General features: G+C 41.0%; 18 protein-coding genes. All 18 read left to right on the top strand.

Annotated features, from left to right (window positions below):
* Positions 1-83: 83 nt before the first annotated feature.
* The 18 genes from rimP to CSV75_RS06095 all read left to right on the top strand — a co-directional run bounded on the left by rimP (position 84) and on the right by CSV75_RS06095 (position 16914).
* Positions 84-554, top strand: coding sequence for a ribosome maturation factor RimP (rimP, locus tag CSV75_RS06180; protein ID WP_099675119.1), 471 nt, complete (start codon positions 84-86; stop codon positions 552-554).
* Positions 555-637: 83 nt separating this feature from the next.
* The gene (gene nusA / locus CSV75_RS06175; protein WP_099630949.1) at positions 638-1831 is read left to right on the top strand and encodes a transcription termination factor NusA; all 1194 of its coding nucleotides are present in this window, start codon (positions 638-640) and stop codon (positions 1829-1831) included.
* 21 nt (positions 1832-1852) lie between these two features.
* A complete protein-coding gene (gene rnpM, locus CSV75_RS06170; protein WP_099631034.1) occupies positions 1853-2131 on the top strand; it encodes an RNase P modulator RnpM in 279 nt (92 codons plus the stop codon).
* Positions 2128-2478: a YlxQ family RNA-binding protein gene (locus CSV75_RS06165; RefSeq protein ID WP_099675118.1), complete on the top strand. Its 351-nt coding sequence runs from the start codon at positions 2128-2130 to the stop codon at positions 2476-2478. The genes rnpM and CSV75_RS06165 overlap by 4 nt, the downstream gene beginning before the upstream one ends.
* Positions 2456-4741, top strand: a complete 2286-nt coding sequence (gene infB / locus CSV75_RS06160) for a translation initiation factor IF-2 (protein WP_099675117.1) — start codon at positions 2456-2458, stop codon at positions 4739-4741. Before CSV75_RS06165 ends, infB begins: the two co-directional genes overlap by 23 nt.
* On the top strand, positions 4738-5016 hold the full coding sequence (locus CSV75_RS06155; protein ID WP_099630952.1) for a DUF503 domain-containing protein: 279 nt from the start codon (positions 4738-4740) through the stop codon (positions 5014-5016). Before infB ends, CSV75_RS06155 begins: the two co-directional genes overlap by 4 nt.
* Positions 5017-5038: 22 nt before the next feature.
* The gene (gene rbfA, locus CSV75_RS06150) at positions 5039-5389 is read left to right on the top strand and encodes a 30S ribosome-binding factor RbfA (protein WP_099630953.1); all 351 of its coding nucleotides are present in this window, start codon (positions 5039-5041) and stop codon (positions 5387-5389) included.
* 97 nt (positions 5390-5486) lie between these two features.
* Entirely contained in the window at positions 5487-6398 is a 912-nt protein-coding gene (gene truB, locus CSV75_RS06145; RefSeq protein WP_099675116.1) for a tRNA pseudouridine(55) synthase TruB, read from the top strand.
* Between the two features lie 12 nt (positions 6399-6410).
* Positions 6411-7349 (top strand): riboflavin biosynthesis protein RibF, encoded by a 939-nt coding sequence (ribF, locus tag CSV75_RS06140; RefSeq protein ID WP_099675115.1) that lies wholly within the window; start codon positions 6411-6413, stop codon positions 7347-7349.
* Between the two features lie 131 nt (positions 7350-7480).
* Entirely contained in the window at positions 7481-7750 is a 270-nt protein-coding gene (rpsO, locus tag CSV75_RS06135) for a 30S ribosomal protein S15 (protein WP_083035469.1), read from the top strand.
* Positions 7751-7889: 139 nt separating this feature from the next.
* Positions 7890-10016 carry a polyribonucleotide nucleotidyltransferase gene (gene pnp, locus CSV75_RS06130; RefSeq protein ID WP_099675114.1) on the top strand — a complete coding sequence of 709 codons (2127 nt, stop codon included), beginning with the start codon at positions 7890-7892 and terminating at the stop codon, positions 10014-10016.
* A 79-nt stretch (positions 10017-10095) separates the two neighbouring features.
* The gene (locus tag CSV75_RS06125) at positions 10096-11355 is read left to right on the top strand and encodes a M16 family metallopeptidase (protein WP_099675113.1); all 1260 of its coding nucleotides are present in this window, start codon (positions 10096-10098) and stop codon (positions 11353-11355) included.
* Positions 11356-11412: 57 nt separating this feature from the next.
* Positions 11413-11691 carry a YlmC/YmxH family sporulation protein gene (locus CSV75_RS06120; RefSeq protein ID WP_099630958.1) on the top strand — a complete coding sequence of 93 codons (279 nt, stop codon included), beginning with the start codon at positions 11413-11415 and terminating at the stop codon, positions 11689-11691.
* Positions 11684-12490: a dipicolinate synthase subunit A gene (locus tag CSV75_RS06115; protein ID WP_099675112.1), complete on the top strand. Its 807-nt coding sequence runs from the start codon at positions 11684-11686 to the stop codon at positions 12488-12490. Before CSV75_RS06120 ends, CSV75_RS06115 begins: the two co-directional genes overlap by 8 nt.
* Positions 12463-13053, top strand: a complete 591-nt coding sequence (locus tag CSV75_RS06110; protein ID WP_099630960.1) for a dipicolinate synthase subunit B — start codon at positions 12463-12465, stop codon at positions 13051-13053. The genes CSV75_RS06115 and CSV75_RS06110 overlap by 28 nt, the downstream gene beginning before the upstream one ends.
* Before the next feature lie 117 nt (positions 13054-13170).
* A complete protein-coding gene (asd, locus tag CSV75_RS06105; protein WP_099675111.1) occupies positions 13171-14196 on the top strand; it encodes an aspartate-semialdehyde dehydrogenase in 1026 nt (341 codons plus the stop codon).
* 37 nt (positions 14197-14233) lie between these two features.
* The gene (gene dapA, locus CSV75_RS06100) at positions 14234-15133 is read left to right on the top strand and encodes a 4-hydroxy-tetrahydrodipicolinate synthase (RefSeq protein WP_099675110.1); all 900 of its coding nucleotides are present in this window, start codon (positions 14234-14236) and stop codon (positions 15131-15133) included.
* 113 nt (positions 15134-15246) lie between these two features.
* Positions 15247-16914 carry a ribonuclease J gene (locus CSV75_RS06095; protein ID WP_099630963.1) on the top strand — a complete coding sequence of 556 codons (1668 nt, stop codon included), beginning with the start codon at positions 15247-15249 and terminating at the stop codon, positions 16912-16914.
* Positions 16915-16967 lie beyond the last annotated feature (53 nt).

Genomic DNA, 16967 nt, shown 5'->3' with positions numbered 1-16967 from the left:
AACTTTTGCTATACGTCTTGCGGAAAAGAGTGGGGCTTCCCGCTCTTTTCTGTTGTTATTTTGAATTTCGGGAGGGATACCATATGAGTAAAATTATAGAGGAAGTCGAACAGTTAGCAAGGCCGATCGTTGAAGAATTGGGTCTTGAACTGGTTGATGTTGAGTTCTTGAAAGAAGGTCGCGATTGGTTTTTACGCGTCTACATCGATACACCTGAAGGTAATATTGACATAGATCAATGTGCGGCAGTTAGTAATAAACTTAGCGAGGAACTAGACGTTGTGGATCCGATTTCGCAAAATTACTTCCTTGAAGTGTCTTCTCCCGGGGCGGAAAGACCTTTGAAAAAAGATGAAGATTTTGAAAAAGCCGTGGGCCAATACGTGTTCATCAAAACGTATGAACCGATTGATGGAATGAAAGAATTCGAGGGGTATTTACTCGGGTACGGACCGGAACATGCAAAAGTGGAAATACGGATCAAGACGAGAAAAGTACTAGTGGAAATTGACAAAACGAAAATTGCATTCGCACGACTGGCAATTGATTTTTAAAGCGAAAAACAACCTCTGTCTAGTCTTGTGCTAGTGACCGAGGAACCAAGAGCAACAACAATTGGAATGTAGGAGTGATGAACATGAGTAGTGAGCTACTCGACGCACTGACAGCTCTTGAACAGCAAAAAGGTATTTCAAGAGACGTAATAGTCGATGCAATTGAAGCAGCGCTTGTGACAGCGTACAAACGAAATTTTAACCAAGCACAAAACGTGCGTGTGGACTTGAATTTAAACAAAGGCACAATGGCTGTCTATTCACGTAAAGATGTAGTAGAAGAAGTAGAAGACGAGCGATTGCAAATTTCATTGGAAGATGCACAACTCATCAATCCGGTATATGAACTACATGATGTCGTTGAGGAAGAAGTCACTCCGCGTGATTTTGGACGAATTGCTGCCCAGACTGCTAAGCAAGTTGTAACCCAGCGTGTTCGTGAAGCTGAACGCGGTTTGATCTATGAAGAGTATATCGATCGTGAAGAAGATATCGTCAACGGAATTGTAGAGCGCATGGATCCAAAAAACCTATTCGTTGGATTAGGGAAAGTGGAAGCGGTGTTACCGTCAAGCGAACAAATTCAAACAGAATCATATGCACCCCACGATCGCATCAAAGTATACATTACAAAAGTGGAAAGAACAGCACGTGGACCTCAAGTCTTTGTTTCCAGAACACATCCAGGTCTATTACGGCGTTTATTTGAACTAGAAGTGCCTGAAATATATGATGGTACAGTAGAAATCAAATCGATTGCACGTGAAGCGGGCGATCGCTCAAAAATCTCTGTTTACACAACAAACGAAGAAGTGGATCCAGTAGGTTCCTGTGTAGGTTCAAGAGGAGCACGTGTCCAAACTATTTCGAACGAATTGAATGGTGAAAAAGTAGATATCGTAGAGTGGTCCGAAGATCCGGTAATCTTCGTCGCAAATGCTTTAAGCCCTTCAAAAGTTATTGATGTACAAGTAAATGAAGAAGAGCGTTCTACTACTGTTGTTGTACCAGATTACCAACTCTCCTTGGCAATCGGGAAAAGAGGCCAGAATGCAAGATTGGCTGCTAAATTAACGGGTTGGAAAATTGATATCAAAAGTGAAACGGATGCCAGAGAATTAGGGATCTATCCCCGTGAGGAATCTCTTGCAGTGCCAGTAGAAGAGGTAGATGGTAGTGCAGATGAGTTCCTAGAAGCTTATGAGTATGAAGATGAAACGCCAGCTGAATCAGCTGAAGATTTTGATTTATACGCAGATGAAGACAAAGAAGATTGATTTGGAAAGGATTGCATGCTGATGGCGAACAATCGAAAAATCCCTTTGCGTAAATGTGCAGCGACTGGTGACATGTTACCCAAAAAAGAAATGATTCGAATTGTCCGTACGAAAGAAGGCGAAGTATCCGTGGATTTGACGGGAAAGAAGTCAGGCCGCGGTACATACGTTTCCAAAACGGAGGATGCCGTAGAAAAAGCACGTAAGCAACACTCGATTGAACATCAATTGAATGTCAAAGTACCGGAAGAAGTATACGAAGACCTTTTGCATGCAATTCGTCGAGAGGCAATTAAATGACAAAAGATTCGACACCTATTTATCAATTGCTTGGTATGGCGGCACGTGCACGTAAAATTGTAACGGGTGAAGATTTAGTCGTACAGTCAGTGCGTGCAGGCGAAGCGCATCTGGTTATCCTATCTGATGATGCATCAAAGAACACAATGAAAAAATTAACGAATAAATGTAATACGTACAACGTTGAGAAGCATGTATTTGGAAGCCGTGAAGAACTCGGGCATGCAATTGGAAAAGAAGCTCGAGTCGTTTTGGCACTAACAGATAAAGGATTCGCAAAAAAGTTATCCGAGCTTCTCAATGAATTTAATCGGAGGTGGGCTAATGACGAAAATGAAAGTACATGAATATGCCAGATCAATAGGCAAAACAAGTCGAGATATTGCTGCTGAATTAAGTAAAAGTAATATTGTAATAAAGAGCCATATGGAAGAACTGGATCCAGTATCTATTGCAAAATTAGATGAGAAGTTTGGTGATCTTAAAAAGCCAGAGGCGAAAACTGCTACAGTTAAGCCAGCGAGCAAACCAGCAAACCAGAGAACAGATCGTCCAAGCAACACAAATAAACCGACTGGTGCGCAAGGTTCTAACCGACCTGCAAGTAGCCAAGGCGGATCTAACCGTCCAGCTTCCACTCGTCCTCAAGGACAATCTACATCCGCACCGAAAGCGGGTAGCTCGCAACCACCACGTCAGCAGGGTGCAGGTTCAGCACGTCCAGCTGGCGGAGGCGGACGTCCAGGCGGGGGTCGCGGTGGTAGACCACCAGCACGCGGGATTAATCAAGGTCGCCGTAGATACCGTCCGGCGGTACCTGCACAAAAGATTGAAATACCATTACCGGATAAAATTACTTTTTATGAGTCATTATCAGTGGGTGAGCTAGCTAAAAAATTAGGTAAAGAACCTTCTGAAATCATCAAAAAGTTGTTCATGCTTGGTGTAATGGCAACCATTAACCAAGAATTAGATAAAGATGCAATTGAGTTAATTTGTGCGGAATACGACGTTGAAGTAGAAGAAGAGATCCGCATTGACGTAACAGACTTGGAGATCTACTTCGAAGATCCTGAAGAGGAAGAAGAAGTACAAGGTGAACTAACAGAAAGACCACCAGTTGTCACGATTATGGGTCACGTTGACCATGGTAAAACGACGTTGCTTGACTCTATTCGTAACACTAAAGTAACGCAAGGTGAAGCGGGTGGCATTACTCAGCATATTGGTGCATACCAAATTACAGCTAACGACAAGAAAATCACATTCCTTGATACACCAGGCCACGAAGCTTTCACAACGATGAGAGCGCGCGGTGCGAAAGTTACGGACTTGACAATCTTAGTTGTAGCAGCTGATGACGGTGTTATGCCACAAACAATTGAAGCGATCAACCATGCAAAAGCAGCAGAAGTTCCAATCATTGTTGCAGTTAACAAAATGGATAAACCTTCTGCAAATCCTGACCGCGTTATGCAGGAATTAACTGAACACGGTTTAGTCGCAGAAGACTGGGGCGGCGATACGATTTTCGTACCAATTTCTGCACTAAAAGGTGAGGGAATTGATCAGTTACTCGAAATGGTTCTATTAGTTGCAGAAGTAGGCGAATTTACTGCTGATACTTCCATTAGAGCTAGAGGTACTGTAATTGAAGCGCAACTCGACAAAGGAAAAGGTTCTGTAGCTACTTTGCTTGTGCAAAATGGTACATTGCATGTAGGAGATCCAATTGTTGTCGGAAATACGTACGGTCGTGTTCGTGCAATGGTCAGTGACCTTGGTCGTCGCGTAAAAGAGGCAGGTCCTTCAACACCAGTAGAAATTACTGGGTTGAGTGATGTTCCATTTGCAGGAGACCGTTTCGTCGTATTTAAGGATGAAAAAACGGCTCGTCAAATTGCTGAATCACGTGCTGGAGAAGCGCTTCAAGAACAGCGTGTGGAGAAAACACGTGTAACACTCGATAACTTGTTTGATCAAATGAAACAAGGCGAAATGAAAGAATTGAACTTAATTGTTAAAGCAGACGTACAAGGTGCGGTTGAGGCAATGGCGGCTTCTCTAATGAAGATTGAAGTAGAAGGCGTTAATGTAAAAATTATCCACACTGGCGCAGGGGCGATCAATGAGTCCGATATATCTTTGGCAGCTGCATCTAACGCAATCGTTATTGGATTTAACGTACGTCCTGATACCAATGCAAAACGTGCCGCTGAAGCAGAAGGTGTAGATATTCGCCTGCACCGTGTTATTTATAAAGTAATTGAAGAAATCGAATCAGCTATGACAGGCCTACTTGATCCGGAGTATGAAGAGAAAGTAATAGGTCAGGCAGAAGTTCGTGAAACATTTAAAGTATCTAAGATCGGAACGATTGCAGGAAGCTATGTAATCGATGGCAAAATCACAAGAGATGCTGGCGTTCGTGTTTTGCGCGATAACATTGTAGTCTTTGAAGGCGAATTGGATACATTGAAGCGTTTCAAAGATGATGCAAAAGAAGTTGCAAAAGGCTATGAATGTGGTATTACAATTAAAAAATTCAATGATGTCAAAGAAGGAGATATCATCGAAGCGTACGTTATGGAAGAAATTAAAAGAGTATGATTGTTTACGCGGAATGTTCTTTCTACATCCCAGCAGCGGCTTCTTTAAAAGAAAAGCGAGCCGTTTTGAATAGGATGAGGGATCGGGTGAAAAACTCCTATAATGTATCGGTTGCTGAAATCGATCATCAAGATCTATGGCAACGTACTACATTCGCATTAGTTGCCGTGGCATCTTCCAAAGACGCCGCGGAACGGGAAGTGAGACGTGCGATTCGTCTGTTTGAATCCAATCCTGATTGGGAAATGACTACATGTACAGTTGACTACTTATGAGCAAAGAACGAGGTGAATTGCCATGTCAGTGCGTGCTAATCGTATAGCAGAGCAAATGAAGAAGGAATTGGGCGATATTATCGGCCAAAAACTAAAAGATCCACGTATCGGATTTGTGACGGTGACCGGTGTTGATGTAACTGGAGATTTACAACAAGCGAAAATCTTTATTTCTGTTCTAGGAACGGATAAAGAAAAGGAAGATTCGTTACTTGGGCTTTCCAAAGCAAAAGGTTTCATTCGATCAGAAATTGGTCAGAGAATCCGCCTTCGCAAAACACCCGAAATTGAATTCGAAATCGATGAATCAGTCGCTTACGGTAATCGGATTGAAAGTTTGATCCGCAAAGTAAAAGACGAAAATGAACAATAAACACGAGGAGGAAGTTCATAGTCGCTTAGGCGGCATGACTTCCTCCCTTCTTACATAGAGCAAGTTTTTCTGAATGAATTTAGGAAGAAGGGGTAAGATGAACGGTATTCTACCTTTATGGAAAGAGAAAGGTATGACGTCGCATGACTGTGTCTTTAAGTTACGAAAGATATTACGGACAAAAAAAGTCGGACATACAGGCACCTTGGATCCTGAAGTAGAAGGTGTCTTGCCTATATGTATAGGAAGAGCTACAAAAGTCGCTTCATATATTACAGATGCAGGTAAAGAGTATATCGCAACCGTTTCTATAGGGCGCTCAACGGAAACCGAAGACGCGCAAGGCGAGACTGTAATAAGTGATTTAACACGGAAAGAATTCACAAGGAATCAAATTGTAGAAGCATTAGAGCAACTAACAGGTGAAATCACTCAAATCCCACCTATGTATTCTGCGGTAAAAGTAAACGGCAGACGTCTGTATGAATATGCGAGGAAAGGCATTGATGTAGAACGTCCTGTTCGTAAAGTGCAGATCTATCAAATGGATTTATTGAATGAAGATCAACTTTTTAGTGGCGAAGAAGTAATGTTTTCCATTAGAGTACGTTGTGGTAAAGGAACTTATATCCGAACGTTAGCTGTGCAAATTGGCGAACTACTTGGATATCCAGCACATATGGATTCCTTAGTCCGAACTGTTTCGGGTAATTTTGACGAATCACATTGTAAAACTCTCGAAGAAGTAGCACAAGTGATGGAGTTAGATCAAGTACAGACAATTTTGCGTCCTATCGAAGATGTATTGACTGATTTTCCACAACTTGAAATCGATGCAGCATCATTGGAATCTATACGAAATGGTCAAGTGCTTCCCGCAGTACCACTGCTAACTAATCACCCTTCTATCATGATGATGTTCGAAGGTCGTGTGTTGGCAATCTATCAAAAACATCCAACAAAGCCCGGTTTAATGAAACCGGAAAAAATGCTGCTAGCTAGTGAGTAAGGAGAGATAGAAATGAAAATCTATAGATTACGGTATCCGGATTCGATAAATATTCGACAACATCTTGCTTCTTCGTTAGCTATTGGATTTTTTGATGGTGTACATAAAGGACATCAGGAAGTCATTCGCAGTGCAAAAAAAGTTGCAGATGATTTATCGATCGAGACAGCTGTCATGACATTCGACCCCCATCCATCACAGTTGTTTTCAGGAAAAAATGTTGGATATATTACACCGATTGAAGAAAAAATCAGGGTGCTTGAATCTCTTGGTGTGGATACTCTATTCATCGTCAGTTTTGATTGGGAATTGGCTAGTCTTTCACCGCAAAAATTTATCGATATCTTTATCAAAGGACTTGGTGTTAAACATGTTACGGCTGGCTTCGATTTTACATTTGGTTCAAAGGGTTCTGGGACGATGAAAGAGATGCAGGAGCTATCGGAAGGTGAGTTTGGGACAACAGTCATCTCTAAAGTGACTTTCAATCAAGCGAACAAAGTATCTTCCACGGAAATTCGCCAACTATTATCTAATGGTGATGTAGAAGCGGCAGCGGTACTTCTCGGTCGTCCATTCCGTACAATGGGTGAAGTAATACATGGAGAAAAACGGGGACGTCAGTTAGGTTTCCCTACAGCTAATATCCAAACTGCCGAAGAACATGTAGTTCCCGCTAGTGGTGTGTATGCCGTGCGTTGCCTGATAGGAGATACATGGTACCGCGGTGTCTGCAATATGGGTGTAAAGCCAACATTTCATGATCCAGAACATCGAATTCCTACAGCTGAAGTACATCTGCTGGACGTCAATATGGATCTGTACGGACAAAAAATGGCAATAGAATGGTTGTACCGTATACGTTCGGAACAAAAATTCGATTCACTTGATGCATTAAAAATGCAAATTGGAAAAGACAAGCAAACGGCAAACGACTTATTAACCGACTAGTTGGTTGTTGCAACTGACATAATGCCGTGATATGATACAATAGTGTTCATTACACGAACCTCTTCTTGGCAACACGAGTCACCAACGTTTGCTCGGGGGACGGGGATACTTTTATTTAGGAGGTGAAAAGGATGGCTATTACACAAGAGCGCAAAGCTGAATTGATTAACGAATTCAAGACTCATGAAAATGATACTGGATCTGCTGATGTTCAGATTGCTATCCTTACTGAAGAGATCAATAACCTGAACAGCCACTTACGTACTCACAAGAAAGATCACCACTCACGTCGTGGTTTGTACAAAATGGTTGGTACACGTCGTCGTCTATTGAGATATCTACGTGAAACTAACGTTCAACGTTACCGTGATCTTATTGCATCACTTGGCTTACGCCGTTAATAAGACTGAGAAGCGGGCTTTGCCCGCTTTTTTCTATGGAATTAAGATGAAATATTTCGCATATATGTATCACGTTTGATACACTATGAATAATTACATACAAGATGTATACAGTTTTACAATAGAGAGGAGTTCTACAATGTCAGAACAGAAAAAAGTTTATACACTCGATTGGGCAGGACGTACGCTTACAATCGAAGCCGGCCAACTTGCAAAGCAAGCTAACGGTGCGGTGCTTGTTCGCTATGGCGAAACAACAGTACTTTCCACGGTGACAGCTTCTAAGAAACCAAAACCTCTAGATTTCTTCCCACTTACAGTGAATTATGAAGAACGCATGTACTCGGTTGGTAAAATCCCAGGAGGATTTATCAAGCGCGAAGGACGTCCTTCAGAAAATGCAGTATTGACTAGTCGGTTGATTGACCGTCCGATAAGACCATTATTCCCTGAAGGCTTCCGTAACGACGTCCAAGTAATTTCACTTGTTATGTCAGTGGATCAGGATTGTTCATCTGAAATTTCAGCTATGATTGGTTCTTCTTTGGCTTTATCTATCTCAGATATTCCATTTGATGGGCCAATCGCAGGCGTTCAAATAGGTCGTATAGATGGAGAATTCATCATCAATCCTACACCGAGTCAGCTTGAAACATCAGAACTTGATTTAGTCGTTGCGGGAACAAAACATGCAATCAATATGGTCGAAGCAGGAGCTAAAGAAGTTTCTGAAGAGATCATGTTAGAAGCAATTATGTTTGGTCACGATCAAATTAAGAAATTAGTCGAATTCCAAGAGAAAATTGTAGCTGAAATTGGCAAACCAAAGTTCGAAATCGAATTGTTTACATTGGATGCAGACATAAGTAAAGAAGTAAAAGGTCGTTGTGAAAACGAACTAATGACAGCAATCCAAACTGAAGAAAAGCATGCACGTGAGGAAGCGATCAACGAAGTGAAGGCAGCTGTACTTGAGCATTACACAGAAGCTGAAGCTGACGAAGAGACTATCAAGCAAGTGAAAGCGGTTCTTGAGCAAATGGTGAAAGATGAAGTACGTCGTCTAATTACAGTCGACAAAGTTCGTCCAGATGGCCGTTCGCTTGACGAAATCCGTCCACTATCATCCGAAACTGGGATCTTACCTCGCACTCATGGTTCTGCATTATTCACACGTGGACAAACACAAGTACTAAGTGTATGTACATTAGGCGCGCTTGGTGAAAATCAGATTATTGATGGTCTAGGTTCAGATGAGTCTAAGCGCTTCATGCATCATTATAATTTCCCGAACTTCAGTGTCGGTGAAACAGGTCCGATTCGTGCTCCGGGTCGTCGTGAAATTGGTCACGGTGCATTGGGAGAGCGGGCATTACAGCCTATGCTTCCCGATGAAGTGGAATTCCCTTACACAATGCGTCTAGTTGCAGAAGTATTGGAGTCTAATGGTTCCTCTTCACAAGCATCAATTTGTGCCTCTACAATGGCTATGATGGACGCTGGTGTACCACTCAAAGCACCTGTAGCTGGAATTGCTATGGGATTGATCAAAAAAGAAGAAGACTATTCCATTCTGTCAGATATTCAAGGAATGGAAGACCATTTAGGCGATATGGACTTTAAAGTAGCAGGTACTAATAATGGTATTACTGCTCTTCAAATGGATATCAAAATTGATGGTTTATCCCGTCAGATTTTAGAAGAATCTCTTGAGCAAGCGAAAATTGGTCGTATCAAAATTCTTGATCATATGTTGACGACAATATCTTCAACTCGTGAAGAATTATCTGAATACGCACCAAAGATTATAGTCATCCATATCAAACCGGATAAGATTCGTGATGTGATCGGACCAGGTGGAAAAGTCATTAATAAAATTATTGAAGAAACTCAAGTGAAAATCGATACAGAGCAAGATGGAACGATTTATATCTCGTCGCCAAACTCTGAAATGAATGAAAAAGCTAAGAATATGATCGAAAATATCGTACGTGAAGCAAAAGTAGGCGAGTACTACTTGGCGAAAGTTAAGCGTATTGAGAAGTTCGGTGCATTCTTGGAAATCTTCCCGGGCAAAGACGGCTTACTTCATATTTCTGAGATTCAGGAAGCACGTACGAAAGAAGTAGAAGATGTATTAAAATTGGATGATGAACTATTTGTAAAGGTAATTGAAATCGACAGACAAGGTCGAGTGAATCTTTCACGAAAAGTAGTCATTCAGGAAGAAAAAGAACAAGAACAAGAACAAGCTAACAAAGAGTAATTAATTCGTGAAAAAAGCCTCTTCCTGCACAAGTTGCGGCGAAGGAGGCTTTTTGTTCTTACAATAAGGAGTGAAGTCTGTGATTCAAAAATATAAATGTTCAAATGGTGTACGCATTATCCATGAAAAAATGCCTCATTTACAGTCCGTAGCAATCGGTGTCTGGGTGCATGCAGGTTCAGCCAATGAAACAAAAGAGCAAGAGGGTATTGCCCATTTTATTGAACATATGTTGTTCAAGGGAACGGACACAAGAAGTGCACGAATGATAGCTGAGCAGTTTGATCAGATTGGGGGCGATCTAAATGCCTTTACTTCTAAAGAAATGACTTGCTATTACACTACAGTCTTAAGTCATCATGCCTCATACGCATTAACTGTTTTATCTGATATGTTTTTCCATTCCCAATTTAAAGAAGAAGAGATGGAAAAAGAAAAATCTGTCATTCTGGATGAAATATCTTCTGTTGAAGACATGCCCGATGAAGATGTGGACGAAAGATTATGGGCCGGAATGTTCTCAGAGGATGCAATTGGAAAACCTGTAGGTGGAAGGATTGAAACAATCAAGTCATTTACGAAAGAAATGGTTGAAGAATTCATGGTGAAACATTATCGTCCCGAAAACTTGGTTATTTCCATTGCAGGAAATTATGATGAGCGTTTAATCAAGCTGATTGAAGCAAACTTCGGAAGCTATCAAAGTAAAGACCAGGCTTCTGTTTCGATAAAAGACGAAAAAGTACCGAATTTTACAGCACAACAAATCATCAAAGCAAAAAACATTGAACAAGCTCATGTATGCTTTGGTTATCCTTCTCTGCCTTCGACTCACGATAAAATTTACGAGTTAAGCTTATTCGATAGTATCCTCGGCGGAACGATGTCTTCTAGGTTATTTCAGGAAGTTCGAGAGAATCGCGGTCTAGCCTATTCGATTCACACATATTATGCCGCATATAAAAATGCTGGCTCCTTTGTGATTTATTGCGGAACCTCTCCGGAAAACTTTTTAGAGACGTATCGTACAATTGATCAGGTGATTGCGGAAGTACTTCATGATGGTCTAACAGATAAAGAATTGCGAAATGCCAAAGAGCAACTTAAAGGTAGTTTTGTTCTTGGTTTGGAAAGCTCTGAATCGCGTATGTATAGGAACGGACGCAATGAATTAGTACACGGCAAACATCAGATGATCGATGATGTCGTTGAACATATTGAGAATGTTGAAAAACGAAATGTCTATCGGCTAGGACAGCAAATGTTAGAAAGTGATCGTGCACTATCCATTATCGCGCCTAAATCAAGTATTCAGCAATTAAAAAAATTGCAGAACTAGTCGACTTCTCGCCTCTGATACATATGATGAAAGAGATCTTTATAGGGGAGGGCTTTCATGAAATTATCAGAACTGGCACAAAAAGAGCTGATTCAAGTAGAAGAAGGCATGAGGTATGGCTTCTTAGCAGAAACAGATTTATTGTTCGACCGGAAAACAGGAGCAATCATCGGATTTGAAATACGGAAAAAATTAGGGAAGACTCTTTTTAGGCAAAAAGACCAAGACATAATTGAATATATTCCTTGGCATGAAATTGTGTTGGTGGGCGAAGATCGGATTTTATTTGGCAAAACGCATGAACTGAATAGAAAGGAAGTGGAAGAATATGACTAAATGGCTTGTAGTAGGCACCGATCAACGTTTACGCATTGCGAATGAACTATTGGTAAAATCAGGAATTGACAGTGAATATATATGTTCTGATACGTTTGATGAACAGTTAAAGCAAACTTTGTTAGATACAAAGCCTGATCATTTTCTACTTCCTTTGTTGATGATGGAACAAAGCATACCCGTAGACTATTTGAAAAAAGGCTCTTCTGTTTATTCCGGTAATACTTCAGCGAAATGGAGACAAGAGCTTGCTGAGAAAGGTATAACGCATACGAATTATCTAGAAAATGAGCAATTCATTTGGAGAAATGCTCAATTGACTGCAGAAGCATTCGTTCATGTCTTTTATGAACATACCAAACGACAGATTGCAGGTAAGCATTTTTATATTGCTGGATTTGGCAGAGTAGGAAAAGCAATTGCCCATACATTGTATCAATTGCAGGCCACTGTCACCATCGTTGCACGTGCTGACGGACAATTGGCGGAAGCAGAGGTGTTTGGATATAACACTCTAAAACTCCATGATGCCACAACATTCACACATGGATACTTAGTTAACACTATTCCAGCTCCATGGCTAGATACAAATCAAAGCGGTACTGTACATGTATTTGATGTCTCTTCAACACCTGGGTGCCTAAAGCATTCCAATCCCGCTGAATACTATACGATACACCTCAAATTGCCCGGGAAGCATTTTCCTGAGGATGCGGCTGCTGTATTAGTTGACGTGATTTTGAGAATAAGTATAGACGAAAGGGGAACTAAATGCTCAAAGGAAAACGAATCGGATTAGGCATCACTGCTTCACACTGCACATACGACCAACTGCTTCCGATGATCGCTTCGTTGCAAAAAGAGGGAGCGATTGTCGTTCCAATTATAACACATTCAGTTCTTCATGCTGCAACGCGTTTTGGTACGGGTGAAGAGTGGATTAAACGAATAGAAGAAGCGACAGGCGAGAAGGTAGTGACAAGTATTGTTGAAGCAGAACCATTCGGACCATCCAATCCGCTTGACTGCATGGTAATTTCACCGCTTACGGGTAATTCCATGAGTAGGTTCGCAAATGCCGCTACTGATTCACCTGTTTTGATGGCAGCTAAAGCAACATTGCGTAATGGTAAACCGGTAGTACTTGGTATTTCTACAAATGACGCACTAGGACTTAACGGAATGAATCTCATGAAGTTATTGAATATGAAACACGTCTTTTTTATTCCATTCGGTCAGGATGATTGCATAAAAAAACCGAACTCCTTAATATCGGATTTCTCATTATTACCTGCTACTGTTGCATCCGCGATAGAAAGTAAACAATTACAACCATTACTAATAATTCATAATAATGCATGAAAATAGATTTTTAAATTCTTCAATATATGTTATAATTCGTTCAATCACAATTAACGAGACGAGGACATGACAATCTGTCCCTACTATTGCTTGTTAATAATTGAAAGGAAGATATAGATGAAGAGTGTTACTGTTGCAATTGTTGGCGCGACCGGAGCGGTAGGTACAAAAATACTTGAGAAATTGGTGGAACGTAATTTCCCTGCCACTTCCATTAAGTTACTAGCATCTAAACGTTCAGCGGGCAATGAAATCATAGCGGGTGGAAAAACGTACGTTGTACAAGAAACAACGCCGGAAGCTTTTGAAGGTATCGACATTGCATTCTTTAGTGCCGGTGGAAGTATTTCCGAGAAGTTTGCACAAGACGCAGTGAGAAGCGGAGCGGTTGTAATTGATAACACAAGCGCGTTCCGCATGGACCCTAACACACCACTTGTCGTTCCAGAAGTGAATCCACAGGAATTAGAGAACCATTCAGGAATCATTGCGAACCCAAATTGTTCTACCATTCAGATGGTAGCAGCACTTAAGCCTATTAAAGATCAATATGGACTGAGCAAGCTCATCGTATCTACTTACCAGGCAGTCTCAGGGGCCGGTGTGGAAGCGATTGATGAACTAGCAGAACAAAGTAAGCAATTCACGGATCGTAGTGAAATAGAAGCAGAAGTATTACCATCCGCTTCTGCAAAACGTCATTATCCGATCGCATTCAATGCGATTCCACAAATTGATTCATTTGATGAGTCAGGCTATACATTGGAAGAATTGAAAATGATCAATGAAACAAAGAAAATATTCGGTGATCAAAACATGGCAGTAGCAGCAACGTGTGTCAGATTACCAGTTGTATCCGGACATTCAGAATCCGTTTACATTGAAATTGATCAAGACGACGTCACAGTGAAAGATATCCAGGCATTGATCGAAAATGCCCCAGGAATTGTCTTGCAAGATGATCCGGCTTCACAGCTCTATCCAATGCCACTTTATGCAGAAGATAAAGATGAAGTATTTGTAGGAAGAATCCGTAAAGATTTAGATAACAGCAAAGGATTCCACCTATGGATTGTATCGGATAACTTATTAAAAGGTGCTGCATTAAACTCCGTGCAAATCGCCGAGGCACTTATCAAATAAATTGTGTAAGTAGAATTAAGAATGATAAAGAAAAGGAATGGTCAATGTGCAACTTGGAAATGTAGGGACAGCAATGGTCACTCCTTTTTCTCCTGACGGTACGATTGATTACGCCCAAACAACCAGCTTGCTTGAGCATTTGATCGCAAATGGGACAGATTCTGTCATCGTAAGCGGTACAACTGGTGAATCACCGACGCTAACTGTTACGGAGAAGAAGGAATTACTGGATTTTGTAGTAAAGGTTGTGAATAAGCGTATTCCAGTGATTGCAGGTACAGGGACAAACAATACTGCGGAATCCATAGAGCTGACTAAGGCTGCCGAGCGATCAGGGGCTGACGGAATCATGCTCGTGACACCTTATTATAATAAGCCAGACCAAAAAGGTATGTATGCACACTTTTCAAAAATTGCTAACGTTACAACATTGCCTGTATTGTTATATAATATTCCAAGTCGTTCCATCGTCAATTTGCTTCCAGAAACCGTTATTGCATTATCGAAAATCGATAATATTAAAGCAATCAAAGAAGCAAGTGGAAATTTGGAGCAGATGGCAGAAATCATTGAAGGAACCGCGGACGATTTTGAAGTGTACAGTGGTGACGACGGGTTGACTTTGCCATTGCTTGCAATTGGCGGTAGAGGAATTATTTCAGTTTCTGCACACATCGTAGGAAATGAAATGCAAGAAATGATTCAAGCTTTCCAAAATGGCAACATAAAAGAAGCCGCTGATCTTCATCGTTCATTATTACCGGTATTCAGAGCATTGTTCTCTAAGCCGAATCCTGTGCCTGTGAAATATGCGCTGGAAAAAGCAGGCGTACCAACAGGCGGCGTTCGTTTACCCCTTGTGGAAATGGATGAAAATGAAGCCTTGATCATCGACGAAGCGCTTGAAAAATTTGAAAAAAGAACACGGATTCTGTAATAAACAAAAGCCGGACGACCATTCCGGCTTTTTTTGTTTGTACTGAACGCCTACTATCTCGTATAATGGTGTTTAGTCGTTGTGGGCGGGAATAGAATATAGGAGGAAACAATGTGACGAAAATACAAAATGAATTAATTAGAGTGATTCCACTAGGTGGAGTAGGAGAAATTGGAAAGTCTATGTATGTCGTTGAAATCGACGACGAACTATTTGTTATGGATTCGGGGTTAATGTTCCCAGAAACGGAAATGCTAGGTATTGACTTTGTCATACCTGACATGACGTATCTTGAAGAGAATAAAGATCGGATCAAAGGGATATTCTTAACTCATGGTCATGAGGATGCAATTGGGTCTATTGCGTATTTATTACAGAAAGTACAAGCGCCTGTCTACGGTACAAAGTTGACATTGGCTTTGGCGAAAGAACATTTGAAAAAAATGCCGGCACCATCTAATGTCCGCTTCTTCGAAGTGACAAGCAAAAGCCGGATGAACTTCAAGCGTACGCATGTGACATTCTTTTACACCACGCATAGTATTCCGGATTCTTTAGGAATTGTCTTCCATACAAGTGAAGGTGCAATCGTCAATACAGGAGAGTTCAAATTCGACCAAGCAGCAAAAGGCAAATATCGCCCTGATATTGCGAAAATGGCTACACTTGGTGAAGAAGGAGTCTTTATCTTGATGTCCGACTCTACAGAAGCAGAGCGTCCAGGCTATACGACATCTGAGTCTGTCATCGAAAAACGTCTTTTTAAAACTTTCCACGAAGCACAAGGAAGAATTTTAGTAGCGTTGTATGCATCAAACTTCATTCGTATTCAGCAAGTATTAGATCAGGCAGCAGCACAGAAAAAGAAAGTTGCAGTTGTTGGTAAAAGTTTAGAGAGCTACTTTGAGGTCGGGTTAAAATTAGGTTATTTACAAGTGGATGAAGATATTGTAATCCCAGTTAAAGACATGGAGCGTTATGATGATCAGGATATCGTAATCATTGTAACGGGTAACCAAGGTGAGCCACTAGAAGCATTGGAAAAAATCGTCCGTAAACATCATAGAGAAATTAATATCAAAAGTTCAGATACGGTTTTGATTACATTCACGCCGTCACCCGTTATGGAAATTTCCATGTACAAGATGATGAATGAACTAGCTAAGGCTGGAGCGACTGTACTGACGTCCACACGAAATGTACACGTCTCCGGTCACGGTTCTGCTGAAGATTTGAAAATGATGTTAAACTTAATGCGACCTCAATATTTTATTCCGATTCAAGGGGAATATCGTATGCTGATTGCACACTCCAAGCTCGCTCAAGAAGTTGGTCTACCTAAAAGCCGTATCTTCATTGCGGATAAAGGCGACATTGTTGAATTCAAGAATGAAAAGCTTCGCATGGCGGGTAGAGTCCAGGCTGGTAACGTCTTGATCGATGGTATTGGTGTAGGAGATGTAGGAAACATCGTGTTGCGTGACCGTAAGCTGTTATCGCAGGACGGGATCTTTACAGTCGTTGTGACATTGAACAGAAAGCAAAAACGAATCGCTGCAGGTCCTGAAGTCGTCTCACGAGGGTTTGTCTATGTACGTGAATCAGAGGAATTATTTGAAGAAGCGACAAAACTGATTACTAAAATTGTCGAGAAGTACGTGAATAAAGAAACATTTGAATGGACAAACATTAAACAAGAGATCCGTGAGACATTGAGTTCGTATTTATATCAGCAAACAAAACGTCGCCCGATGATTATCCCAATTATCATGGAATACTGATCCATATTGTTTGTTGACTAATTAAAGAACAATTGGATTTCCATGCCTTTATG

It is taken from the genome of Sporosarcina sp. P18a, assembly GCF_002743135.1.
GTDB lineage: Bacteria > Bacillota > Bacilli > Bacillales_A > Planococcaceae > Sporosarcina.
Note: the sequence above shows the minus strand (reverse complement) of the source record. Positions and strands in the feature narration are given on the sequence as shown.